This is a genomic window from Novosphingobium sp. NPDC080210 (assembly GCF_050281025.1).
In the GTDB taxonomy this organism is placed as follows: domain Bacteria; phylum Pseudomonadota; class Alphaproteobacteria; order Sphingomonadales; family Sphingomonadaceae; genus Novosphingobium.
On sequence record NZ_JBNNWL010000006.1, the window covers coordinates 90,442 to 114,084 of the forward strand.

General features: G+C 65.7%; 20 protein-coding genes. 13 read left to right on the top strand and 7 right to left on the bottom strand.

All coding sequences use genetic code 11. The features are described from left to right. Positions 1 to 32 precede the first annotated feature (32 nt). From ACQKOE_RS14675 to ACQKOE_RS14690, 4 genes are all read right to left on the bottom strand, one after another. A complete protein-coding gene (locus tag ACQKOE_RS14675) occupies positions 33 to 1,892 on the bottom strand; it encodes an acetyl/propionyl/methylcrotonyl-CoA carboxylase subunit alpha (protein ID WP_427513462.1) in 1,860 nt (619 codons plus the stop codon). Between the two features lie 11 nt (positions 1,893 to 1,903). Then, positions 1,904 to 2,317: an endonuclease domain-containing protein gene (locus ACQKOE_RS14680; protein ID WP_427513463.1), complete on the bottom strand. Its 414-nt coding sequence runs from the start codon at positions 2,315 to 2,317 to the stop codon at positions 1,904 to 1,906. A gap of 74 nt (positions 2,318 to 2,391) precedes the next feature. Next, positions 2,392 to 3,993: a carboxyl transferase domain-containing protein gene (locus tag ACQKOE_RS14685; RefSeq protein ID WP_427513464.1), complete on the bottom strand. Its 1,602-nt coding sequence runs from the start codon at positions 3,991 to 3,993 to the stop codon at positions 2,392 to 2,394. Continuing rightward, the gene (locus ACQKOE_RS14690) at positions 3,990 to 5,156 is read right to left on the bottom strand and encodes an acyl-CoA dehydrogenase family protein (RefSeq protein ID WP_427513465.1); all 1,167 of its coding nucleotides are present in this window, start codon (positions 5,154 to 5,156) and stop codon (positions 3,990 to 3,992) included. The genes ACQKOE_RS14685 and ACQKOE_RS14690 overlap by 4 nt, the downstream gene beginning before the upstream one ends. A gap of 105 nt (positions 5,157 to 5,261) precedes the next feature. On the opposite strand from ACQKOE_RS14690, the gene ACQKOE_RS14695 reads away from it, so the two are divergent. Then, a complete protein-coding gene (locus ACQKOE_RS14695) occupies positions 5,262 to 6,128 on the top strand; it encodes a LysR family transcriptional regulator (RefSeq protein ID WP_427513466.1) in 867 nt (288 codons plus the stop codon). Positions 6,129 to 6,135: 7 nt separating this feature from the next. Here ACQKOE_RS14695 and ACQKOE_RS14700 read toward each other — a convergent pair whose 3' ends face one another. After that, entirely contained in the window at positions 6,136 to 7,335 is a 1,200-nt protein-coding gene (locus ACQKOE_RS14700; RefSeq protein ID WP_427513467.1) for an NnrS family protein, read from the bottom strand. A 3-nt stretch (positions 7,336 to 7,338) separates the two neighbouring features. Next, positions 7,339 to 7,806: a hypothetical protein gene (locus ACQKOE_RS14705; RefSeq protein ID WP_374588665.1), complete on the bottom strand. Its 468-nt coding sequence runs from the start codon at positions 7,804 to 7,806 to the stop codon at positions 7,339 to 7,341. 89 nt (positions 7,807 to 7,895) lie between these two features. Between ACQKOE_RS14705 and ACQKOE_RS14710 the strand changes: the two genes are divergently transcribed. Next, entirely contained in the window at positions 7,896 to 9,104 is a 1,209-nt protein-coding gene (locus ACQKOE_RS14710; RefSeq protein ID WP_427513468.1) for an alginate export family protein, read from the top strand. Here the strand turns inward: ACQKOE_RS14710 and ACQKOE_RS14715 are convergent, their stop codons facing one another. Beyond that, entirely contained in the window at positions 9,105 to 9,800 is a 696-nt protein-coding gene (locus ACQKOE_RS14715) for a cyclic nucleotide-binding domain-containing protein (protein WP_374588651.1), read from the bottom strand. Positions 9,801 to 10,012: 212 nt separating this feature from the next. Between ACQKOE_RS14715 and ACQKOE_RS14720 the strand changes: the two genes are divergently transcribed. Genes ACQKOE_RS14720 through ACQKOE_RS14770 form a run of 11 tightly spaced genes read left to right on the top strand, consistent with a single transcriptional unit; the run spans position 10,013 to position 23,643 of the window. Further along, a complete protein-coding gene (locus ACQKOE_RS14720) occupies positions 10,013 to 12,745 on the top strand; it encodes a nitrate/nitrite transporter (RefSeq protein WP_427513469.1) in 2,733 nt (910 codons plus the stop codon). After that, positions 12,742 to 16,479 carry a nitrate reductase subunit alpha gene (locus tag ACQKOE_RS14725; RefSeq protein ID WP_427513470.1) on the top strand — a complete coding sequence of 1,246 codons (3,738 nt, stop codon included), beginning with the start codon at positions 12,742 to 12,744 and terminating at the stop codon, positions 16,477 to 16,479. The genes ACQKOE_RS14720 and ACQKOE_RS14725 overlap by 4 nt, the downstream gene beginning before the upstream one ends. Beyond that, positions 16,476 to 18,002 (top strand): nitrate reductase subunit beta, encoded by a 1,527-nt coding sequence (gene narH / locus ACQKOE_RS14730; RefSeq protein WP_427513471.1) that lies wholly within the window; start codon positions 16,476 to 16,478, stop codon positions 18,000 to 18,002. Before ACQKOE_RS14725 ends, narH begins: the two co-directional genes overlap by 4 nt. A 1-nt stretch (position 18,003) precedes the next feature. Next, complete coding sequence (gene narJ / locus ACQKOE_RS14735; protein WP_427513472.1) at positions 18,004 to 18,702, top strand: nitrate reductase molybdenum cofactor assembly chaperone; 699 nt, start codon at positions 18,004 to 18,006, stop codon at positions 18,700 to 18,702. Position 18,703: 1 nt separating this feature from the next. Then, on the top strand, positions 18,704 to 19,399 hold the full coding sequence (narI, locus tag ACQKOE_RS14740) for a respiratory nitrate reductase subunit gamma (RefSeq protein WP_427513473.1): 696 nt from the start codon (positions 18,704 to 18,706) through the stop codon (positions 19,397 to 19,399). Then, complete coding sequence (locus ACQKOE_RS14745) at positions 19,396 to 20,196, top strand: peptidylprolyl isomerase (RefSeq protein ID WP_427513474.1); 801 nt, start codon at positions 19,396 to 19,398, stop codon at positions 20,194 to 20,196. The genes narI and ACQKOE_RS14745 overlap by 4 nt, the downstream gene beginning before the upstream one ends. Position 20,197: 1 nt before the next feature. Further along, a complete protein-coding gene (gene moaA / locus ACQKOE_RS14750) occupies positions 20,198 to 21,196 on the top strand; it encodes a GTP 3',8-cyclase MoaA (protein ID WP_427513475.1) in 999 nt (332 codons plus the stop codon). Between the two features lies 1 nt (position 21,197). Next, on the top strand, positions 21,198 to 21,455 hold the full coding sequence (locus ACQKOE_RS14755; RefSeq protein WP_427513476.1) for a MoaD/ThiS family protein: 258 nt from the start codon (positions 21,198 to 21,200) through the stop codon (positions 21,453 to 21,455). Further along, the gene (locus tag ACQKOE_RS14760) at positions 21,452 to 21,922 is read left to right on the top strand and encodes a molybdenum cofactor biosynthesis protein MoaE (protein WP_427513477.1); all 471 of its coding nucleotides are present in this window, start codon (positions 21,452 to 21,454) and stop codon (positions 21,920 to 21,922) included. The genes ACQKOE_RS14755 and ACQKOE_RS14760 overlap by 4 nt, the downstream gene beginning before the upstream one ends. 3 nt (positions 21,923 to 21,925) lie before the next feature. Further along, the gene (gene moaB, locus ACQKOE_RS14765) at positions 21,926 to 22,462 is read left to right on the top strand and encodes a molybdenum cofactor biosynthesis protein B (protein ID WP_427513478.1); all 537 of its coding nucleotides are present in this window, start codon (positions 21,926 to 21,928) and stop codon (positions 22,460 to 22,462) included. Next, the gene (locus tag ACQKOE_RS14770; RefSeq protein ID WP_427513479.1) at positions 22,459 to 23,643 is read left to right on the top strand and encodes a molybdopterin molybdotransferase MoeA; all 1,185 of its coding nucleotides are present in this window, start codon (positions 22,459 to 22,461) and stop codon (positions 23,641 to 23,643) included. The genes moaB and ACQKOE_RS14770 overlap by 4 nt, the downstream gene beginning before the upstream one ends.

Consider the following 23,643-nt stretch of genomic DNA (forward strand, 5'->3'; position numbering starts at 1 on the left):
CTGCGATTTCGGGGCCTCCTCACCACGAACGGCTACGATGCTGACTCCGCGATCCGCGCCAGCAGCGCCTCCACCTGAACCTGCGCGCCCGGCGTGGCGGTCAGTTCCACCACCGTCCCGTCGAACGGCGCGGTCAGGGTGTGTTCCATCTTCATCGCTTCCAGCGTGAGCAGCTTCTGCCCCTTGGCGACCTGCTGGCCCTGCGTAACTTCCACGGCGATGATCTTGCCGGGCATGGGGGAGAGGATCGCGCCGTCGGCGGCGGAGTGGTGCAGGCCGCCCTCGACCCGCTCCAGCGTATAGCGGCGGGCAAAGCCGGAATCGAACACCAGCACTTCGCGCGATGGCTCCTCGGCTTCGACTTCGGCCAGATCGACCACATGGACCGTGCCGCTGTCTTCCATCAGCCGGGCCTGGGCGCGCGGCGCTGCACCCATCCGCAGGCCCAGCGCCGCCGACCACGGATCGCTGCCAGAACTGCCACAAAGGCTGGCCGCCACTTCGCGCAGTTCGTCCAGATCGGGCGCGGGCGGCTGGACCAGAGCATCGCCTTCGCGTCCGATCAGACCGGTATCGACATTACCCGCGATGAAGTCCGGGTGCGCCAGCAGGCGGCCCAGGAACCCGGCATTGGTGCGGACCGGCCAGACCTCGGTATCGTCGATCCCGTCGGCCAGCGCGGCAATCGCTTCGTCGCGCGTATCGCCGGTGGCGATGATCTTGGCGATCATCGGATCGTAGAAGGGCGATACCGCGCCGCCTTCCTCAACCCCGGTGTCGATCCGCAGCTCTTCGCTCAGCCGCAAGTGTTCCAGGGTGCCGATGGAGGGCAGGAACCCGGCGGCGGGATCTTCGGCATAGAGCCGCGCTTCCATCGCCCAGCCGTGGATTTCCAGTTCATCCTGCCGCAGTGGCAAAGACTCTCCGCTGGCGACGCGCAATTGCCATTCGACCAGATCGACGCCGGTGATCTCCTCGGTCACCGGATGTTCGACCTGCAACCGCGTGTTCATTTCCATAAACCAGATGCGGTCGGCGCGCAGGCCCTCGCTGGCATCGGCGATGAATTCGATCGTGCCCGCGCCGACGTAGTCCACCGCCTTGGCCGCACGCACGGCGGCGGCGCAGAGCTCGGCGCGGGTTGCTGCGTCCATACCGGGGGCGGGGGCTTCCTCGATCACTTTCTGGTGGCGGCGTTGCAGCGAGCAATCGCGTTCGAACAAGTGGACGACATCGCCGTGGCTGTCGCCGAAGACCTGAACCTCGATATGGCGGGGGGAGAGGATGTACTTCTCGATCAGGACATGGTCGTTGCCGAAACTGGCCGCCGCCTCGCGCTGGCACGAGGCAAGGGCATCGGCAAAGTCCGCCGCGCTGTCCACGCGCCGCATCCCCTTGCCGCCGCCGCCCGCAACCGCCTTGATCAGCACAGGATAGCCGATCTGTGCGGCCTGGCCGGCCAGGAATGCGGGATCCTGGTTCTCCCCCATGTAGCCCGGCGTTACCGGCACGCCCGCAGCCTGCATCAGCTGCTTGGCCGCGTCCTTCAGGCCCATGGCCGTGATCGAGGCGGGACGGGGGCCGACCCAGACCAGCCCGGCGTCGATAACGTTCTGCGCAAACTCCGCATTCTCGGACAGGAAGCCATAGCCGGGATGGATCGCCTCTGCCCCGGTGGCCTTGGCGGCGGCGATGATCCTGTCGCCGACCAGATAGCTTTCCCGCGCCGCACTGGGGCCGATGTGCACGGCCTGATCGGCCAGCCGCACGTGCAGCGCCTGCGCATCGGCATCGGAATAGACCGCCACCGTGCGAATGCCCATCTGCCGCGCGGTGCGGATGATCCGGCAAGCAATCTCGCCGCGATTGGCGATAAGAAGGGATTGGATCATGGACGTGACTCTCAAAAAACCTCCCCGGAACGGGGAGGGGGACCGCCAGCCGCAGGCTGGTGGTGGAGGGGTGGTTGCTTCAGGCAAAAGGCAACAATGCCGCCGATTGCAGCGTTCAGATCTTTCAGCACAAAGGCCGCCGGAATTCGCAGGACAGCAAAGCCGCGTGACTGCAAAGAGGCATCGCGGTTCAAGTCGCGCAGCGGACGGTCACCCCTGTCGTGGGCCAGGCCGTCAATTTCGATTGCCGCCCGCCGCTCTAGACAGACGAAATCAAGGACCACTTCGCCCAGTGGATGCTGGCGGCGGAACTTAAGGCCGCCCGGTCGCTTGCGCAGTTCGCGCCAGACCAGCACTTCGGGCAGGTTGCCTGTGCGCCGTTCGCGTCTCGCGATCCGGAATGCGCGGTTCGAGGCATTCAGCACCCCTCCACCACGCGGCTTTGCCGCGCGGTCCCCCTCCCCGTTCCGGGGAGGTTCCTTAAAAGGCTGATCCGTCATCACATCCTGAACACACCAAAGGCGGGACGGTCCGGCATCGGGGCTTCCAGCGCGGCGGCGAGGGCCAGGCCCAGGACGTCGCGGGTCTGGGCCGGGTCGATCACGCCATCGTCCCACAGCCGCGCGGTGGCGTAGTAGGGGTTGCCTTCGTCTTCGTACTTCTGCCGGATCGGCGCCTTGAAGGCTTCGGCTTCGTCATCGGACCACTTGTCCGCATCGCGGTGGACCGTGGCGAGGACCGATGCGGCCTGTTCGCCGCCCATCACCGAAATGCGCGCATTGGGCCAGGAGAACAGGAAGCGCGGGGAATAGGCCCGGCCGCACATGCCGTAATTGCCCGCGCCAAAGCTGCCGCCGATCAGCACGGTGATCTTGGGCACGCTGGCCGTTGCCACGGCGGTAACCAGCTTGGCCCCGTGCTTGGCAATGCCCTCTGCCTCGTACTTCCCGCCGACCATGAAGCCCGAGATATTTTGGAGGAACAGCAGCGGAATCTTGCGCTGGCAGGCCAGTTCGATGAAGTGCGCGCCCTTCTGTGCGCTTTCGCTGAACAGCACGCCGTTGTTGGCCAGGATCGCCACCGGCATGCCCCAGATATGGGCAAAGCCGCAGACCAGCGTGCTGCCGTAATGCGCCTTGAATTCGTGGAACTCGCTGCCGTCGACGATCCGGGCGATGACCTCGTGCACGTCATAGGGCGCGCGCACGTCTTCCGGGATGATCGAATAGAGCTCTTCCGCGTCATAGATTGGCGGGCGCGGTTCCTTTAGTGGAAGACCGTGCTGATGCCGCCGGCCAAGGTGCGAAACGATATCGCGCACCATGGTCAGGGCGTGTTCGTCGCTTTCGGCAAGATGGTCGACCACGCCGGACTTGCGCGCGTGAAGATCGCCGCCGCCCAGGTCTTCCGCGCTGATTTCCTCACCCGTCGCGGCCTTGACCAGCGGCGGTCCGGCAAGGAAGATCGTGCCCTGTTCGCGCACGATCACCGTCTCGTCCGACATGGCCGGGACATAGGCGCCCCCGGCCGTGCACGAACCCATCACGCAGGCGATCTGGGCGATGCCCTTGGCGCTCATCTGGGCCTGGTTGAAGAAGATCCGGCCAAAGTGATCGCGGTCAGGGAAAACCTCGGCCTGGTGCGGCAGGTTCGCGCCGCCGCTGTCGACCAGGTAGATGCAGGGCAGATGGTTCGCCTCGGCAATCTCCTGCGCGCGCAGGTGCTTCTTGACGGTGAGGGGGTAGTAAGTCCCGCCCTTTACCGTCGCGTCGTTGGCAACGATCATGCACGGTCGGCCCGAAACCCGGCCAATCGCGGTGATGATCCCGGCGCCGGGAATATCCTCGCCATAGACGCCGTCAGCCGCCAGTTGCCCCACTTCCAGAAGGGGCGATCCGGGATCGAGCAGGCGTTCGACCCGATCACGCGGCAGCAGCTTGCCGCGCGCGGTGTGGCGTTCGCGGCTCTTCTCGTTCCCGCCAAGGGCCGCCTCGGCCACCTTGGCGCGCAGTTCCTCCACCAGCGCGCGGTTGTGCGCGGCGCGGGCCACAGCGACGGGATCGTCCGGGTTCAGCGTGGAGGACAGGACCGGCCCGCTCATGCCGCGCCGATCAGTTCGCGGCCAATCAGCATGCGGCGGATTTCGTTGGTGCCTGCTCCGATGTCGAGCAGCTTGGCATCGCGCATGTAGCGCTCCACCGGCCAGTCGCGGGTATAGCCTGCCCCGCCCAGGGCCTGGACCGCCTCACCCGCCACGCGGAATGCGTTTTCGCTGGCGAGCAGGATCGCGCCCGCCGCGTCAAAGCGGGTGGTGTGGCCGGCATCGCAGCTTTTGGCGACGGCATAGGTATAGGCGCGGGCCGATTGCAGCGCGACGTACATGTCCGCCACCTTGGCCTGGATCAGCTGAAACGCGCCGATCGGCTTGCCGAACTGCTTGCGTTCGCGGACATAGGGAATGACGGTGTCAAGGCAGGCCTGCATGATGCCCAGTTGCAGCCCGGCCAATACGACGCGTTCGTAGTCCAGCCCGCTCATCAGCACGCCGACCCCGCCGTGCAGCGGGCCCATGATCCGTTCTTCCGGCACGAAGCAATCGTTGAACACCAGTTCCGCCGTGGGACTGCCGCGCATCCCCACCTTGTCGATCTTCTGCCCGATGGAGAAGCCTTCGTCGCCCTGCTCGATCAGGAAGGCGGTGATCCCGCGCGATCCGGCTTCGGGCGAAGTCTTGGCATAGACCACCAGGGTATCGGCATAGGTCGCGTTGGTGATCCAGAACTTGGTGCCGTTCAGGCGATAGCCGCCCGGCACCGCTTCGGCGCGCAGCTTCATCGAAACCACATCCGACCCCGCGCCCGCTTCGGACATGGCGAGGCTGCCGACGTGCTCGCCGGAGATCAGCCCTGGCAGATACTTCGCCTTTTGCTCGTCATTGCCCCAGCGGCGGATCTGGTTGACGCACAGGTTGCTGTGCGCGCCATAGGACAGGCCGATCGAGGCCGAGGCGCGGCTGACTTCCTCTACCGCGATCACGTGGTCGAGATAGCCCAGCCCCAGGCCGCCCCATTCCGGTTCCACCGTGATGCCGTGCAGGCCCAGGTCGCCCATGGCCGTCCACAGTTCAGCGCGGGGGAACCAGTCCTCCGCATCGACGCGCGCGGCGAGCGGAGCAATCTTGTCGTCCGCGAACCGGCCCGCGGCATCGCGGATCATCCGGGCGCTTTCGGGCAGATCGAAATCGAATTCGGGCGTTGCGCGCATGGCCTGTTGCTTCCTCTATCCCAATCAGCAGAACGAACCACGTTTTAGCGCGCCAACGAAATTGGAAAAATTGAAAGTACGAAGGAATGTCGATAGATTAAATTTATGATCAAGCGGTCCCATGTTCGCCAGTTCCTTGCCGTAGTCGATGCTGGCAGCTTTACCCAGGCGGCGGCGCGGATGCGGGTGACGCAGCCCACCCTGTCGCTGGGCATCGCCGAACTGGAGCGGCTGGTGGGGGCGCAATTGATCGTGCGCGACCGGCGGCACTTGCGCCTGACCGAGGCGGGCGGGCGGTTCCTGCCGCTGGCGCGCGAGCTGGAACGCAAATTTGCCGAGGCCGACCGCTTTGGCGAGGTGCGCGGGACGGACTGGCCGGAACTGAAGCTGGGCCTGATCAAGACACTGCCCGGGCGGGCGGTGCAGGCGCTGGTCCGGGCGCTGAACCCGCATTGCAGCCTGGAACTGGTCGAGGGCACGGACAGCGAACTGCGCGCGGCGCTCAGCGACGGGCGGCTCCAGGCGATGATCGGCCTGCTTCGCCCGGACGAGGCGGGCGAGGGCGTCACAGTCCTGCTGGACGAGCCTTACACCATGTTGGTGCCCGCCGCGCATCCACTGGCAGGGCGGGGCGAGGTCGCGCCGGAGGAACTGGCCGCCGAAGTGATGATCGCGCGGCGCAGCTGCGAAATTCTCGACCAGACCAGCCGGTTCTTCACCCGCCACCAGGTCCGCCCGCGCTTTTCCCTTCGCAGCGAGAGCGATGAGCGGTGCCTGCAAATGGTCGCGGCCGGGCTGGGCATCACCACTGCCCCAGCCTCTTTGCAGCAAGAGGGGACCGTGCCTTTGCGCGTGACCGGATACGATTTCCGCCGCCGCCTGGGCCTGCGTGCTGCTCCGGGCTACGAAGCGTCGTGGGCCGCAAGGCTGGAGCACGCGCTGGCCGCGTTCCGCGCTGCTATCGCGGATTGAGGGAATGCTATCCGGGCTTTCCGTCCTTGCGGCGGGTGAGGTAGATCCCGGCATTGCCGATCACCCAGGGGAGCAGCCCTAGGGCGAAAGTCGCGGACCCAGCAGCCAGCAGCAGCGCGTTTTCACTGCGCAGCGCGGCCATAACACGCAGGGCCAGGGCCAGCTGGATTGCCCCGAAGGCGAACCAGGCGGTGCGGGTCATGGCCAGCGGACGACCACTGTGGCCCTGCGTCACGCGGGTGACCATGGCGACCATCAGGCTTCCGGCAAAGCCCAGCGCCAGGGCGTGGGTCGGGGCAACGCCCAGCGGCACACCGGCAGCGGCAAGAGCGGCGAGGGCAAAGCCCACGGGCGCCCAGGCAAAGCCCCAGATCAGGACCTTGAGCAGACCCGGCGCAGGCCCGCGCGGCCACCACTTCCACGCCATCAGGCCGGTGATGGCGGCCAATCCCGCGGAGGCTAGCGCTGATAGGGCGGGATGCAGCAAAGCCTCTCCGCCCATGCGCGAGGCCAGGAGCACCCACAATGCAACGAGTAGCCAGTCCGGCCGCCAGCGTTCGTACCCCGCCACCACATTGCCTGCGAAGAACGGCACCATCCGGTGCGCCACCGTCAGGAAGACCGGCAGAATGAAGCCGTTCAGCGCCAGCACATTGGCCAGGCGCAGAAAGCGGGGGTCCATGCCAAGCAGGAAGACCATGACCAGCACCAGCCCGAACCAGCCGATTACAAGCGCCGCCAAGGCGGAAACCGCGTGCCAGCATGGCGGTTTGCCCGCGCGCCGGTTGGCACGGATCGTTGCGGCGAGGTGCAGCATGGCCAGCGCCCAGGCCCCGGCTTCAAACAGGAAGCCGGTGTGCAGCAGCGCCAGTTGCCCGCTCCACAGACCGGCCATGACCGCAAGGCTGCCCAGAGCCAGACCGACGGCGACCGGCCGGAACTGCGTGGGCCTCAGGTCCGGCTGGCCCATCCAGCGCGGGAATACGGTGAGGAGAAAGCCGAAGATGAAGGCCGGATAGACGATCAGCAGCATGACCGGCGCATGGAGCAGGGCGCTCGGCAGGCTCCCTGCGTTTGGCGCGATCCCGGCCATGCCGCCGCCCAGGTGCAACAACCACCAGGCAGCGGCAGCAGCCAAGGCCAGGGTGCCGGTCAGGAAGGGCAGGCGGTGCGGCGCGGCGAACAGGATGAGGAGCGGGTTGGACATGGCCTAGAACATCCCATGGGCCCCGCCCATCGCCCCGATCACCGTGACCAGGGCAAAGACGGATAGCAGGCGGTGGACCGCCACGAGGCGGGCAAAGTCCGCTTCCGGCGTAGCGGAATGATCCATCCGGCGGTGCAGGAACAGTGGCTCCAGCACGAACAGCATCAGCGCGAAAACTGTCCACAGCGCCAGCATCGCGTGCATCCACCAGTAGTGCGCCTGGGCGAAGCGGCTCCACAGGCCCGCCTGCTCGGTCATCCAGAAGCCGGAGAGGCCAGCCAGCAGAACCCAGAACTTCGCCTGCCGGGAAAAGCCCTGCTCGATCCGGTGGAAGGCCGACATGCGCAGCGCGGGCGGCTCGCTGCGGGTGATGGCCGGCATGATGACGAAGGTGACGAACCAGACGCCGCCGATCCAGCCAACGATGGAAGCGACGTGGAGCACGCGGGCCAGGACAAACAGATCGGGCATCATTGCACAGCCTTCCTTCCACAGCAGGAAATGCCCAGCATTGATAAAAGTCAATTACACTACCTATCGGTCCCGCGATAGGGCAGGGCATGAACCACGCTCCGTTCCGCCCGGTCCTGCTCCTCGCCGTCCTGATGGGCAGCGCGTCTGCCGCTAGGGCAGAGGAAGCGCCGATCACCCCTTATGCGGATCTGCGGTACCGGCTGGAACTGGTCGACCAGCAAGGCATCGAACAGAAGGCCACGGCTTCGACCATCCGTTTGCGCGCCGGGGTCAAGACGGCGGAATGGAATGGCCTGAGCGCGCAGGTCGAGGGCGAGGCGATCCAGCCGCTCGGCGCGGTGCATTACAACGACACGGTCAATGGCAAGACCACCTATCCAGTGGTCGCCGATCCGGCCGACGTGCTGCTGAACCAGGCCTTCGTCCGGTGGAGGCCGGTCAAGGAGCTGGAAGCCGTGGTGGGTCGCCAAGCGGTCAATCTGGACAACCAGCGGTGGATCGGCTCGGTCGGCTGGCGGCAGAACGACCAGACGCTGGATGCGGCGCGGCTGACCGTGCGGCCCTTCAAGGGCGCGACGGTCGACTATCTCCACGCCTGGCGCGTGAACCGGGTGTTCGGCCCGGATTCGCCGCAGGGCATCTGGCGCAGCACCGCGATCAACGCGGTGCGCGGCGTCTATGCGATCAAGAACATCGGTACGCTTTCGGCTTACGGATACTGGCTGGATCTCCCCCCTCAACCAGCGAGCAGTTCGAAGACCCTGGGCGTGCGGATGGCTGGCGAGTTGCCGGCGGGTAAGGGGTTCGCCCTCCTTTACGCCGCCGAATATGCTCGCCAGCAGAACTTTGCCGGTAATCCGCGCCAGTTTGCGCTGGATTACCTCTTGCTGGAACCCGGCTTGAAGGCGGGAGCCTTCACCGTGAAAGGCGGGCTGGAGCGGCTGGAAGGCAATGGCACTGTCGCCGTGCAAACGCCGCTGGCCACGCTTCATGCCTTCAACGGCTGGGCCGACAAGTTCCTGACCACCCCGGCCAATGGCCTGCGCGATCTCTATCTTGATGCCACCTACAAAGTCGGCGGCAAGGGCGCGCTCAAGGGCCTGGTGCTGCGCGCGGCGTGGCACGACTATCGCTCTACCCTGGGCGATACTGCCTATGGCCGGGAATGGAACGCGCTGGCGAGCTATCCGGTCGACAAGACCTTCACCGTCAGCGCCAAGCTGGCCCGCTATGAGGCCAAGGCATTCGCGACCGACACGACCAAGGCCTGGTTCTCGGTCGAAGCCAAGTTCTGATCAGAACAGTTCCTCGGGCACGACATCGGGCTTGGAATAGGCTTCCAGCGCGGCGCGGTCGACGATGGTCAGCTCCGCCCCGTTGACTGCGAGGCCGTGGCTGCCAAGCACCGCAAAAGCGCGCGACAGGTTTTCCGGCGTCATGCCCAGCAGCGATGCCAGCAGCCGCTTTTCCGCGCGCAGCCGGACCTTGCCGGTGCCGCCCTGGCGCCGTTCCTGTTGCAGGATCAGGTTGCCGAGCCGCTCTGCCGATTGACGCAGCTTCATGTCGGTCAGCGCGCGGACCATGTTGCGATAGGCAATCGCCAGTTCGCGCATGGTCGCCTGCATCAGGGCCGTGTCTTCCTTGATCACCTCGCGCATCAGCGGCGCCGGAATCAGCAGGATTCGCGAGGGCGCTAGCGTGCGTGCCGACATCAGATAGGGCATGTCCGTCACCACCGCGGCCTGGATGAAGCTGGTAACTGGCTCGATGATCCGCATCGTGGTGTCGCGGCCCGCGCTGGTGGCGTAAAGTTCCACCAGTCCATCGACCAGAACGTGCAGGAAATCAGCGTGCTGGCCGATTTCGAACAGGGTCAGCTGCGGCGGGAAGACTTGCAGGAAAGCGCCCGAGAAAATCCGCTCGCGCTGTTCTTCCTGCATTTCGCGGAACAGGGGCAGGCGGGCAATTTCTGGTCTTTCGCCGGGTCGCACGCGGGGACTCTATCCTGTTTGTCGAAGGCCGTCCTTAACAGTCCACTTGACGTCTATCAATTGGCCAGTTGATCCCTGTCTAGCCATTTTCAGGCCCGGATCAGGCGAAATTGAAATGGCCGCCCCGGGGAGGTTCGTTTTGATACGGATCAACTCTCGCCCCGTATATTTCCTCATGCCGCGTCTATCCACCCAAACAGGGAATAGCCGTCATGCCACTTCGCGAAACCATCAGCGCGGGACAACAGCACCGGGCGCTGGGCCTTAGCACATTCGCGTTCACGATCTGCTTTGCGGTCTGGACGATCTTCGCGATCATCGGGATCGAGATAAAGCAGGAGCTGGGCCTGAACGACACGCAGTTCGGTCTGCTGGTCGGCACGCCGATCCTGACAGGGTCGCTGGTGCGGCTGTTCCTGGGGGTCTGGACCGACCAATATGGCGGCCGGGTGATCTTCCCCCTGACCATGCTGGCTTCTGCCGCATCGACCGTGCTGCTCAGCCATGCGGACAGCTATCCGCTGATGCTGCTGGCCGCGCTGGGGCTGGGCCTGGCGGGCGGCGGCTTTGCGGTGGGCGTGGCCTATGTGTCCAAGTGGTATCCGCAGGAACGCCAGGGCGCGGCGCTCGGCTTTTTCGGCATGGGCAATGTCGGCGCGGCAGTGACCAAGTTCCTGGCGCCCTGGATCATGGTGGCCTTTGGCTGGCAGGCCGTGGCGCAGATCTGGGCGGGCGCGCTGGCGCTGGTCGCCGTGCTGTTCTTCCTGTTCGCCAAGGACGATCCGGAACTCGCCGCGCGGCGGCTGAGCGGGGAAAAGCCCAAGGGCCTGAAGGAGCAGCTGGAACCGCTGCGCAACGAACAGGTCTGGCGCTTTTCGCTCTATTACTTTTTCGTGTTCGGCGCTTTCGTCGCCCTGGCGCTGTGGCTGCCCAAGTACCTGATCGGGGTCTACGGCGTCGACGTGAAGGTGGCCGGGATGCTGGCGGCGACGTTCTCGCTCTCCGCCTCGGTCTTCCGGGCCTATGGGGGCATCCTGTCCGACCGCTATGGCGCGCGCAAGATCATGTACGCCACCTTTGGCGTGTCGATGTTCCTGCTGTTCATGCTGTCCTACCCAGCGACCGACTACACGATCCACGGGGTCAAGGGCGATATCCGGTTCTCCACCTCGATGGGGCTGGTGCCCTTCGTGATGGCGATCTTCGTCCTGGGCTTCTTCATGTCGCTGGGCAAGGCGGCGGTGTTCAAGCACATTCCGGTCTATTACCCCGATCACGTCGGTTCGGTTGGCGGGCTGGTTGGCCTGGTCGGTGGGCTTGGCGGGTTCATTCTGCCCATCGTGTTCGGCGCGGTCAGCGACCTGACCGGGATCTGGACCAGCTGCTTTGCCGTCCTCTTCGCGCTGGTCGCCGTGGCCCTGACCTGGATGCACCTGGCGATCCGGCAGATGGAGCACAAGGCCAGCGGGATCGACGCGCGTTCCCTGCCGCAGTTCCCGGAAATGGCCGGGCTGCACGATGCCGCGCGCCACGGCCCCGTTCCGGCGGCCAAGGTCCTGGCTGACTGGCGCCCGGAAGACCCGCAGTTCTGGGAGGAAACCGGCCAGAGGATTGCCTCGCGCAATCTGATGATCTCGATCCCGGCGCTGCTGCTCGCCTTCTCGGTCTGGATGGTATGGTCGGTCGTGGTGGCCAAGCTGCCGCTGATCGGGTTTGACTATACCACGGACCAGCTGTTCTGGCTGGCCGCGCTGCCCGGCCTGTCCGGCGCAACGCTGCGGATCTTCTACAGCTTCATGGTGCCGATCTTCGGCGGGCGGCTGTGGACCACGCTGTCCACCGCTTCGCTGCTGATCCCGGCCTTCGGCATCGGCTATGCAGTGCAGAACCCGGATACGCCCTATTTCATCTTCCTGGTCCTGGCCCTGCTGTGCGGCTTTGGCGGCGGCAACTTTGCCTCGTCGATGGCCAATATCGGGTTCTTCTTCCCCAAGTCGCGCAAGGGCAATGCCCTGGCGCTGAACGGCGGGCTGGGCAACCTGGGCGTGTCGGTGATGCAGTTCCTGGTGCCCGTGGTCATCACCACCGGCGTCTTCGGCGCGCTGGGCGGCGATGCGCAGGTGACCAAGGACGGCGCGCACCTGTGGCTGCAGAACGCCGGCTTCATCTGGGTGCCGTTCATCATCGCCTCGGCCCTGCTGGCCTGGTTCGGGATGAACGACATTTCCGATGCCAAGGCCAGCTTTGCCGAGCAGGCCGCGATCTTCCAGCGCAAGCACAACTGGCTGATGTGCTGGCTCTATACCGGCACCTTCGGTTCGTTCATCGGCTTTTCGGCTAGCCTGCCGCTGCTGGCGAAGAAGGAATTCCCCGAAGTCGAAGTGCTGAAATATGTCTGGATCGCCCCGCTGGTCGGCGCGATCAGCCGCGCCGCGACTGGCTGGGTGGCCGACCGCTGGGGCGGGGCGCGGGTGACCTTCTGGGTGTTCATCGCCATGATCGCGGCGACCCTGGGCGTGGTCCACTTCCTGCAGGCCAAGGACTTCAGTGGCTTCCTGGCCATGTTCATCGTGATGTTCGCGGTGACGGGAGTGGGCAATGCCTCAACCTTCCAGATGATCCCCAACATCATGCGCCTGGAAATGCCGCGCCTGATGCCCGAGCTGTCCGCCGCCGAGGCCACCCGCAAGGCGGAAAAGGAAGCGGCGGCCATCGTCGGCTTCACCTCGGCCATCGCCGCCTATGGCGCCTTCTACATCCCCAAGGCGTTCGGCAGCTCGATCACGCTGAGCGGTTCGGCCCTGCCGGCGCTCTTCGGTTTCATGATCTTCTACGTCAGCTGCGCCGCGCTCACCTGGTTTGCCTACACCCGGCGCGGCGGCCTGCTGCACGACATTGAACGCGGCGCGCCCGCTGCCCCCCTTTCCCAAGGAGTACCCGCATGAGCCACCTGCTCGACCGCCTGACCTTCTTCCGCCAGAAGAGGGAGACCTTTTCCGACGGTCACGGCCTGACCACCGGCGAGGACCGCCATTGGGAAGACGGCTATCGCAAGCGCTGGCAGCACGACAAGATCGTGCGCAGCACCCATGGCGTGAACTGCACCGGATCGTGCAGCTGGAAGATCTACGTCAAGGGCGGGATCATCACCTGGGAAACCCAGCAGACCGACTATCCGCGCACCCGGCCCGAACTGCCCAACCACGAACCACGCGGCTGCCCGCGCGGGGCAAGCTATAGCTGGTACATCTATTCGGCCCAGCGCCTGAAATATCCGCTGATCCGCAAGCGCCTGGTCAAGCTGTGGCGCGAGGCGCGCCGCAGCCTGCCGCCGGTCGCCGCCTGGGCCTCGATCCAGGCCGATCCGGTCAAGCGCAAAAGCTATACCGCGATCCGCGGCCACGGCGGTTTCGTCCGCTCCACCTGGGACGAGGTGAACGAGATCATCGCCGCCGCCAATGCCTATACGGCCAAGACCTATGGCCCGGACCGGGTGATCGGCTTTTCGCCGATCCCGGCCATGTCGATGGTCAGCTATGCCGCCGGTTCGCGCTATCTCTCGCTGCTGGGCGGGACCTGCATGAGCTTTTACGACTGGTACTGCGACCTGCCGCCCGCCAGCCCGATGACCTGGGGCGAACAGACCGACGTTCCGGAAAGCGCCGACTGGTACAATGCGGGCTTCCTGATGATGTGGGGGTCCAACGTGCCGCAGACGCGCACGCCCGATGCCCACTTCATGACCGAGGCACGCTATCGCGGGACCAAGGTGGCCGTGGTCAGCCCGGACTATGCCGAAGCGACCAAGTTCGCCGACCTGTGGCTGAATCCCAAGCAGGGCACCGATGCGGCCCTGGCGCTGGCCATGGGCCACGTGATCCTGCGCGAATTCCACCTTGACCGGCAGGTCCCCTATTTCGAGGACTATTGCCGTCGCTATTCCGACATGCCGATGCTGGTCCGCCTGGTCGAACAGGATGGCCGCCTGGTGCCCGAACGCCTGCTGCGCGCCTCTGACGTGAAGGGCGGATTGGACGAAGGCAACAACCCGGAATGGAAGTGCGTTGCGATTGACGAGGCGAGCGACGAACTGGTCGTGCCGTCCGGCTCTGCCGGCTTCCGCTGGGGCGAGAAGGGCAAGTGGAACCTTGAGGAAAAGGATGGCCAGGGCCGCGAGGTAAAGCTGCGGATGACCGCGATCCTCGACAAGGATCACGACGAGGTGGTGGAAGTGGCCTTCCCCTATTTTGGCAACCGCGAGCATGACCACTTCGAAGGCACCGACCATCCCGACGTGCTGATGAAGCGGGTGCCGGTGCGCCAGCTCGATCTGACCGAGGGGCGGGCCTACGTCGCCACGGTGTTCGACCTGCTTTGCGCCAATTACGGCCTGGACCGGGGGCTGGGCGGCGAACACGTGGCGCGCGATTATGCCGCCATGTCGCCCTATACCCCGGCCTGGGGTGAGAAGATCACCGGCGTTCCGGCCGATGCGATCATCACCGCCGCGCGCGAATTTGCCGCCAATGCCGAAGCGACCAATGGCAAGTCGATGGTCATCCTGGGGGCCGGTCTGAACCACTGGTACCACATGGACATGAATTACCGCGGGATCATCAACCTGCTGGTGATGTGCGGCTGCATTGGCCAGTCGGGCGGCGGCTGGTCGCACTATGTCGGCCAGGAAAAGCTGCGCCCGCAGACCGGCTGGACCGCGCTGGCCTTTGCGCTCGACTGGAGCCGTCCGCCCCGGCAGATGAATTCCACCAGCTTCTTCTATGCCCATACCGATCAGTGGCGGTACGAGACGCTGGGCGTTGGCGAGATCCTTTCGCCCACCGCGCCCAAGGGCGATTGGGACGCCAGCCTGATCGATTACAACGTGCGGGCCGAACGCATGGGCTGGCTGCCCAGCGCGCCGCAGCTGAAGACCAATCCGCTGGACTTGGGCCGGGCGGCCAAGGCTTCGGGCATGGAGCCGAAGGACTATGTGGCCCAGGCGCTGAAGGGCGGCGATCTGGAGCTGTCCTGTCTTGATCCTGACGATCCGGCCAACTGGCCGCGCAACATGTTCGTCTGGCGCTCGAACCTGCTTGGCTCGTCCGGCAAGGGGCACGAGTATTTCCTGAAGCACCTGCTGGGCACGGCCCACGGCGTCCAGGGCAAGGACCTGGGCGAGATGGGCGGCCAGAAACCGCAGGAAGTGAAGTGGCACGACGAAGCGCCGCAAGGAAAGCTGGACCTGCTGGTCACGCTGGACTTTCGCATGTCCACGACCTGCGTCTATTCCGACATCGTCCTGCCCACGGCCAGCTGGTACGAAAAGGACGACCTCAATACGTCTGACATGCACCCGTTCATCCACCCGCTCAGCGCGGCGGTCGATCCGGTGTGGGAATCGCGCAGCGACTGGGAAATCTACAAGGGGATCGCCAAGACCTTTTCCGAAGTGGCGCCCGAAGTGCTGGGGGTGGAGCACGACCTGGTCCTGACCCCGATCCAGCACGATACGGCGAACGAGATCGCCCAGCCCTTTGACGTGGCCGACTGGGGCAAGGGCGAGGTCGAGCCGGTCCCCGGCAAGACCATGGCCACGGTTGCCGTGGTAGAGCGGGACTATCCCAATCTCTACAAGCGTTTCACCGCGCTGGGGCCGCTGATGGACAAGCTGGGCAACGGCGGCAAGGGCATCGGCTGGAACACCGTGACCGAGGTGGAGAACCTGCGCAAGCTGAACGGCACGGTGGGCGATGACGGGCCGACCAGGGGCATGGCCCGGATCGACAGCGCCATCGACGCGGCCGAAGTGCTGTTGATGCTGGCGCCGGAAACCAATGGCGAGGTCGCGGTCAAGGCGTGGGATGCGCTGTCGCAGTTCACGGGCCGCGATCACAAGCACCTGGCCCTGCCCAAGGAAGAGGAAAAGATCCGCTTCCGCGACATCCAGGCCCAGCCGCGCAAGATCATCTCCTCGCCCACCTGGTCGGGCCTGGAAAGCGAGCACGTGTGCTATAACGCGGGCTATACCAACGTCCACGAACTGATCCCCTGGCGCACCCTGACGGGCCGCCAGCAGCTTTACCAGGATCACAAGTGGATGCGCGCCTTTGGCGAGGCGCTATGCGTCTATCGCCCGCCGATCGATACCAAGGCGGTCAAGCCGATGCTGGACCAGGCCGAGGGCCGCCCGCACGTGGTGCTGAATTTCATCACCCCGCACCAGAAGTGGGGCATCCACTCCACCTATACCGACAACCTGCTGATGCTGACCCTGTCGCGCGGCGGGCCGATCGTGTGGATGAGCGAAGTCGATGCCGCCAAGGCCCGCCTGGTCGATAACGACTGGGTCGAAACCTTCAATTCGAACGGCGCCCTGGTCGCCCGCGTGGTCGTGTCCCAGCGGATGAAGGAAGGCACCCTGTTCATGTACCATGCCCAGGAGAAGATCGTGAACGTACCCGGTTCACCGCTTACCGGACAGCGCGGCGGAATTCACAACTCCGTCACCCGCGCCATCCTGAAACCCACCCACATGATCGGCGGCTATGTCCAGCAGGCCTATGGCTTCAACTACTATGGCACCGTCGGTTCCAACCGCGACGAATACGTGATCGTCCGCAAGCTGGAAAAGGTCGACTGGCTCGAAGGGGCCCTGAGCGAAGGGGAGAACGCAGCATGAAGGTCCGCGCCCAGATCGGCAAGGTGCTGAACCTTGACAAGTGCATTGGCTGCCACACCTGTTCGGTCACCTGCAAGAACGTGTGGACCAGCCGCGACGGCATGGAATACGCCTGGTTCAACAATGTCGAGACCAAGCCCGGCATCGGTTATCCCAAGGACTGGGAAAACCAGGAACGGTGGAACGGCGGCTGGGTGCGCACGCCCAGCGGCTCGATCCGCCCGCGCATGGGCGGCAAGTGGCGGCTTTTGGCCAAGATCTTCGCCAACCCGGACCTGCCGGAAATCAACGACTATTACGAACCCTTCACGTTCGATTACGCCCACTTGCAACAGGCGGGCGAAAGCAAGGCCTTTCCCACCGCGCGCCCGCGCAGCCTGGTTTCGGGCGAGCGGATGGAGAAGATCGAGGGCGGTCCCAACTGGGAGGAAATCCTGGGCGGCGAATTTTCCAAGCGCTCTGCCGATTACAATTTCGAAGGGGTGCAGAAGGAGATTTACGGCCAGTTCGAAAACACCTTCATGATGTACCTGCCGCGCCTGTGCGAGCACTGCCTGAATCCCACCTGCGTCGCGGCCTGTCCTTCCGGTTCGATCTACAAGCGCGAGGAGGACGGCATCGTCCTGATCGACCAGGAAAAGTGCCGCGGCTGGCGCATGTGCGTCTCGGGCTGTCCGTACAAGAAGATCTACTTCAACTGGAAAACCGGCAAGAGCGAGAAGTGCATCTTCTGCTATCCCCGGATCGAGGCGGGCCAGCCCACGGTTTGCAGCGAAACCTGCGTCGGGCGCATCCGCTATCTGGGCGTGATGCTCTATGACGCCGACCGGATCGAGGAAGCCGCCAGCGCCGAGGACGTGGAAGACCTGTACCAGGCGCAGCTCGACATCTTCCTTGACCCCAACGATCCCGAAGTGATCGCCCAGGCCCGCAAGGATGGCGTGCCAGAGGCCTGGCTCGAAGCCGCGCGGCATTCCCCGGTGTGGAAGATGGCGATGGAATGGAAGGTCGCCTTCCCGCTCCATCCCGAATACCGCACCCTGCCGATGGTCTGGTACGTGCCGCCGCTTTCGCCGATCAGCGCGGCGGCCAGCGCGGGCAAGATCGCCGCGCACAACGGGATGCCGGACGTCCGCAGCCTGCGCATTCCGGTCAAGTACCTCGCCAACCTGCTGACCGCGGGCAAGGAAGCTCCGGTGGTCGAGGCGCTGGAACGGATGCTGGCCATGCGCGGCTATATGCGCTCCAAGACGGTGAACGGCGTGGTGGCCGAGGATATGGCCCGGGAAGTCGGCCTGACCGGCGCGCAGATCGAAGAGATGTACCACGTGATGGCCATCGCCAATTACGAGGACCGCTTCGTCATCCCGACCGGCCACCGCGAGGATGCCGAGGACATGTACGACGAACGCGGCGGCTGCGGCTTCTCGTTCGGCAATGGCTGCTCTGGCGGCAGCAGCGATGCCAACCTGTTCGGCGCGCCGGCCCGCAAGAAGCTGCAAACCCCTTCGGAGGTGTTCTGATATGCGCCTGACCCTTCGCGTCCTGTCCGCCCTGCTGCGCTATCCCGATCAGGAGGTGCAGGCCGGGGTGGACGACCTGTCCGCCGCGCTGGCCCAGGAAGGCCTGCTCTGCCCGCAGCAGCGCGCCGCTCTGGCGCCCTTGCTGGACCAGCTGGCCCACGATGACCTGCTCGATTTGCAGGAGGCTTATGTCGCCCTGTTTGACCGGGGGCGGGCGGTTTCGCTCCACCTGTTTGAACACGTCCACGGCGAAAGCCGCGACCGGGGCCAGGCCATGGTCGACCTGCGCGAGCGTTATCTGGCCCAGGGGCTGGAAATCGCGGCGAACGAGCTGCCCGACTATCTGCCGCTGTTCCTGGAATACCTCTCGGTCCTGCCGCCCGAGCAGGCGGCGGAGGAGCTTGCCCAGCCCGGCGTGATCCTCTCCGCCCTGGCCGAGCGGCTGGAGGAGCGCGGAACGCCTTATGCCGCGCCCTTGCGCATCCTGGCCGATCTGGCTGGGGCAGGCGGCGAGGCATTCGAAATCGCCCCGGCCGACGATCCGGACAACCTGGCGCAGCTCGACGCTGCCTGGGAGGAAGAGCAGGTCCGCTTTGACACGCCGCTGGCACCGGGCAGCGACCATTGCCCCAAGGTCGGCGCGATCCTTGACCGGATGCTCGACCCCGCCCTGACTGCCCGCCCTTCACGGAGCCTGTGACATGGCCGACTATATCAACCATCTGCTGTTCGGAATTTATCCCTACATCGCGCTGGCCGTGCTGGCGATTGGCTCGATCGTCCGGTTCGACCGCGAGCCTTATTCCTGGCGCGCCAGTTCCAGCCAGCTCTTGCGCCGCAAGCAGCTGATCTGGGGATCGGTCCTGTTCCATCTGGGCGTGCTGGTGGTGTTCTTCGGCCACCTGGTCGGCCTGCTGGTTCCGATCTGGGTGTTCGAAAGCCTCCATGTGAAGCACGAATGGAAACAGGTCCTGGCCGTCGTCGCGGGCGGCATTGCCGGAACCTTCTCTTTCATCGGGGCCACCATGCTGCTGCACCGCCGCCTGTTCGATGCCCGCATCCGGGTCAATTCCACCTTTGCCGATACCGGCATTCTGGTTCTACTGTGGCTCCAGCTGGCGTTGGGCCTGATGACGATCCCGGTTTCGCTGGGCCATCTGGACGGCAAGGAAATGGTCAAGTTCATGGCCTGGGCCAATGGCATCTTCACGTTCGACCAGGCGGCTTCGTCCTATCTGGTCGGTTCCAGCCCGATCTTCCGCGTCCATATCTTCCTGGGGCTGACGATCTTCCTGCTGTTCCCCTTCACGCGCCTGGTCCACATGCTCTCTGCTCCGGTGCGCTACCTGTGGCGGCCCGGTTACCAGGTGGTCCGTTCGCGAAAGCTGGCCTCATGATCGAAGAACCCGTCTTCATTGGCGAGCGCGAGATCAGCGTGGCCGCGATTGCCGCAGAGGCGCAGCACCATCCCGCGCCCAGCGCCGAAGCGGCTTGGACCGCGGCGGCGCGGGCGCTGGCGGTGCGGCAACTGCTGCTGGACGAGGCCGAGCGGCTGGAAATCGCGGGCGAGGGCCTGACCGACGCTGAGGGCCGCCAGCTCGCGGACGAGGACGCCCGGATCGAGGCGCTGCTTGCCCGCGAAGTGCAGACCCCCCAGGCGGACGAGGCAACCTGCCGCCGCTTCTTTGCTCTGCACCCGGATCGGTTCCGCACTCCGCCCCTGGTCGAGGCCGCGCATATCCTGATCGCGGCCGATCCGGCGGACGATCTGGCCATGGGCCTGGCCACGGGCGACGCGCGCACCCTGATCCGCCAGTTGCAGGCCGATCCATCGCGCTTTTCCGAGCTTGCCCGCAGCAAATCGGCTTGCCCCTCACGTGAACAAGGGGGTAACCTCGGGCAAGTCCAGCCTGGCCAGATGGTGAGGCCGTTTGAGGAAGCGCTGTTTGCGATGGAACCCGAAAGCCTGTGCCCCAATCCCGTGCGGACGCGCTTTGGCGTCCACGTGATCCGCGCCGGTCGCCGGGCAGATGGGCGCGCCCTGCCGTTCGAGGCGGTGCACCAGGCGATTGCCGATTACCTGGAAGAGGCCAGCTATCGCCGCGCCTTGTCGCAATACATCGCCATTCTGGCGGGCCGCGCCGATGTGCGCGGGGTCGATCTGGGCGTAGTCGACGGGCAATTGGTGCAATAGGATGGAACCGCTGCGCCACGACGGACTCTATGACGGCCATGGTCGCAGGTTCGAATACCTGCGCCTGTCGCTGACCGATGTCTGCAATTTCCGCTGCAGCTATTGCCTGCCCGATGGCTATCGCAAGCAGGCGGGGCAGCCGTCCAGCCTGTCGGTGGAGGAAATCCGCCGGCTGGTCACCGCCTTTGCCCGCCTGGGCCTGTGGAAAGTGCGGCTGACCGGCGGCGAACCGGCGCTGCGGCGCGAGCTGATTGACATTGCCCGCACTGTCTCCGCCGTTCCCGGCATCCGCCGCGTGGCGATGACCACCAATGGCTACCGCCTGGCAGAGCGGGCGCAGGACTATGCCGCTGCCGGGATCGGCGCGCTGAACGTCAGCGTGGATTCGCTCGATCCGGCGCGCTTTGCCAGCATTACCGGGCATGACCGGCTGGGCGAAGTGCTGGCCGGGATCGCGGCTGCGCGCGCGGCGGGGATCGCTTCGATCAAGCTGAACAGCGTGCTGATGCGCGGTGTCAACGATGACGAGCTGGACGCCTTCATCGGCTTCGTCCAGCAGCACGACATGGCGCTGCGCTTCATCGAAGTGATGCGTACCAACGACAATACCGAATTCTTCCAGCGCCATCACCTGGCTGGAGCGGAAATCGCGCAGCGGCTGGAATCGCTCGGCTGGCAGCGCCTGCCGCGTCAGGCTGGCGCCGGGCCCGCGGTGGAATATGCCCAGGCGGGATCGCCCGGCCGGATCGGGATCATCGCGCCCTATTCCAAGGATTTCTGCACCACCTGCAACCGCCTGCGCGTTTCGGCCAAGGGCAAGCTGCACCTGTGCCTGTTCGGCGATCACGGGATTGACCTGCGCGATCTGCTGCAGGACGATGCGCAGGGCGATGAGCTGGTCCGGCGGATCATGAAGCTGACCGCGACCAAGGCCCCCGCGCACCGCCTGCACGAAGGCAACAGCGGCGGCACGCCGCACCTGGCTTCCATCGGAGGATAGGGTGACTGCCCGCTTGAACGTGGAACTGTGCGGCCGCCTGGCCGAGGCCTGCGGGCGCATGGTGGAACTGGACTTGCCGGAGGAGGAAGTGCCGGTCAGCGTCATGTTCACCGCGCTGGCTGCGGCCTATCCGTCGCTCGCCCCGTCCATCGCCAGCGGACGGGTGCGCGCCTGCGTGAACGAAGCTCTGGTCGGCCCGGACAGCCCAGTCCGCGCAGGGGACGAGGTGGCGCTGTTCCCTCCGGTGTCCGGCGGATGAGCAGGACGGTCGAACTGGCGGAATCGGGGTTCGATCCTGCCGCCCTGCTGGCGCGCTTCAACGCGCAGCTGGACGGTGAGGGCGGCGTGGTCAGCTTTACCGGCTATGCGCGGGGCGCGGCCAAGGACGGGCAAAGCGTGGAGGCGCTGGTGCTGGAAACCTATCGCAGCATGACGCTCGCCTCGATGGAGCAGATTGCCGCCGATGCCCATGCGCGCTTTGCCATCACTCGCAGCCATGTCGTTCACCGCGCGGGCACGATCCTGCCGGGCGAGGCGATTGTCTTTGTCGCCGCCGCTTCGGCCCACCGCCGCGCCGCATTCGAAGCGGCGGATTACATGATGGACCGGCTCAAGACCGAAGCCGTGTTCTGGAAGCACGAGGTCAAGGGCGGCGCCAAAAGCTGGATCGAGCCGACCGAGGCCGACATGGAAGATGCCAGCCGCTGGGCTGATAGACAGGACTGAAGAATGCCCGGAATCGATCCGAACCTGCCGTTCCATCCGCTGAGCATCGCGGTCCTGACCGTGTCCGATACCCGCACGGAGGAAACCGACACGTCCGGTGCGCTGCTGGTCGAGAGGTTGACGACCGCAGGCCACAGGCTTGCCGCCAAGGCCATCGTTACCGATGACGTTCCGGCCATTCAGGCCCAGATGCGCGCCTGGATCGCCGACGAGGGCGTGGACATTGTCGTCAGCACGGGCGGCACTGGCTTCACCCCGCGCGACGTGACGCCAGAGGCAGTCATGCCGCTGCTGCGCCGGGTGATGGACGGGTTCAGCGTGGTGTTCCACCAGGTCAGCCTGGGCACGATCGGCGTTTCCACCCTGCAATCCCGAGCCTTTGCGGGGCAGGCGGGGGATACCTTCATCTTCTGCGTGCCCGGATCGAACGGCGCTTGCCGCGATGCCTGGGATCTGGTGCTGGTGCATGAATTCGACAGCCGCTACCGCCCTTGCTCCATCGCGGGGCAGGTGCCCCGCCTGCGCGGGATCTGCGCATGATTTCCTTCGACGAGGCGATTGCCCTGATCGCGCGCGCGGTGCGCCCACTGGGGCACGAGGATCTGCCGCTGGATGAAGCGGCGGGCCGCGTGCTGGCCCGGCCGCTCACGGCCCGCAGCGCCGCCCCGCGTCAAGCCGTGGCGGCGATGGATGGCTATGCCGTGGTCGATGCCGCAACGCGCGCCGGGATTGACCTGACCGTGATTGGCGAAAGCCGCGCCGGACAGGGCTTTGCGGGAACAGTCGCCCCCGGTCAGGCCGTGCGGATCTTCACCGGCGCGCCTATGCCGGACGGCGCGGACCGCTGCATCATGCAGGAATATGCGGCGCGCGATGGAGACAGGGTGCGCTTTGCCGAAGGCTATGGCCCCGCCTGGCACGTCCGCGCGGCGGGAAGCGACTTTGCCGCAGGCGATACCCTGCTGGAGGCCGGAACGCGGCTTACCCCGCGCGCGATGATCGCGGCGGCGGCGGCGGACCGGGCCGTGCTGTCCGTCTCGCTCCAGCCGCGCATCGCCATTATCGGCACGGGTGACGAACTGGCCGCCCCGGGCGAGGCCCATCTGCGCGCCGATGCGATCCCGGAAAGCGTCACTTTCGGCGTCGCGGCCCTGACCGCGCAGGCCGGGGGCAGGGTGGTGCACCGCGCCATCGGGCTGGACGATCTGCCCGCGCTGGAAGGCGCGGCGGGCGAGGCGCTGGCGGCGGCGGAAGTGGTGATCGTGACCGGCGGAGCCTCGGTGGGAGAGCGCGACTTTGCCAAGCCGATGTTTGCGCCGCATGGGCTGGAACTGGTCTTTGCCAAGGTCGGGATCAAGCCGGGCAAGCCTGTCTGGCTGGGCCGGGCAGCGGGAAAATGGGTGATCGGCCTGCCGGGCAATCCGACCTCTGCCATGGTCACTGCGCGGCTGTTCCTGCTGCCGTTGCTGGCCTTGCTGCAAGGACAAGCGCTGGGCGAGGTGCTGCGCTGGCGCAAGCTGCCACTGGCCGCGCCGCTGGGCGAAACGGGAGGGCGTGAAACCTTTGTCCGCGCGCGCTGGGATGATGATGGTCTTGTCCCGGTCAGCAATCAGGACAGCGGCGCGCAAGGGGCCCTGGTCGGGGCGGACTGGCTGATCCGCTGTCCGGCGGGGCAGGGCGCCCTGGCGGCGGGAGACCTGGTGCGGGCCCTGTCGTTCTAG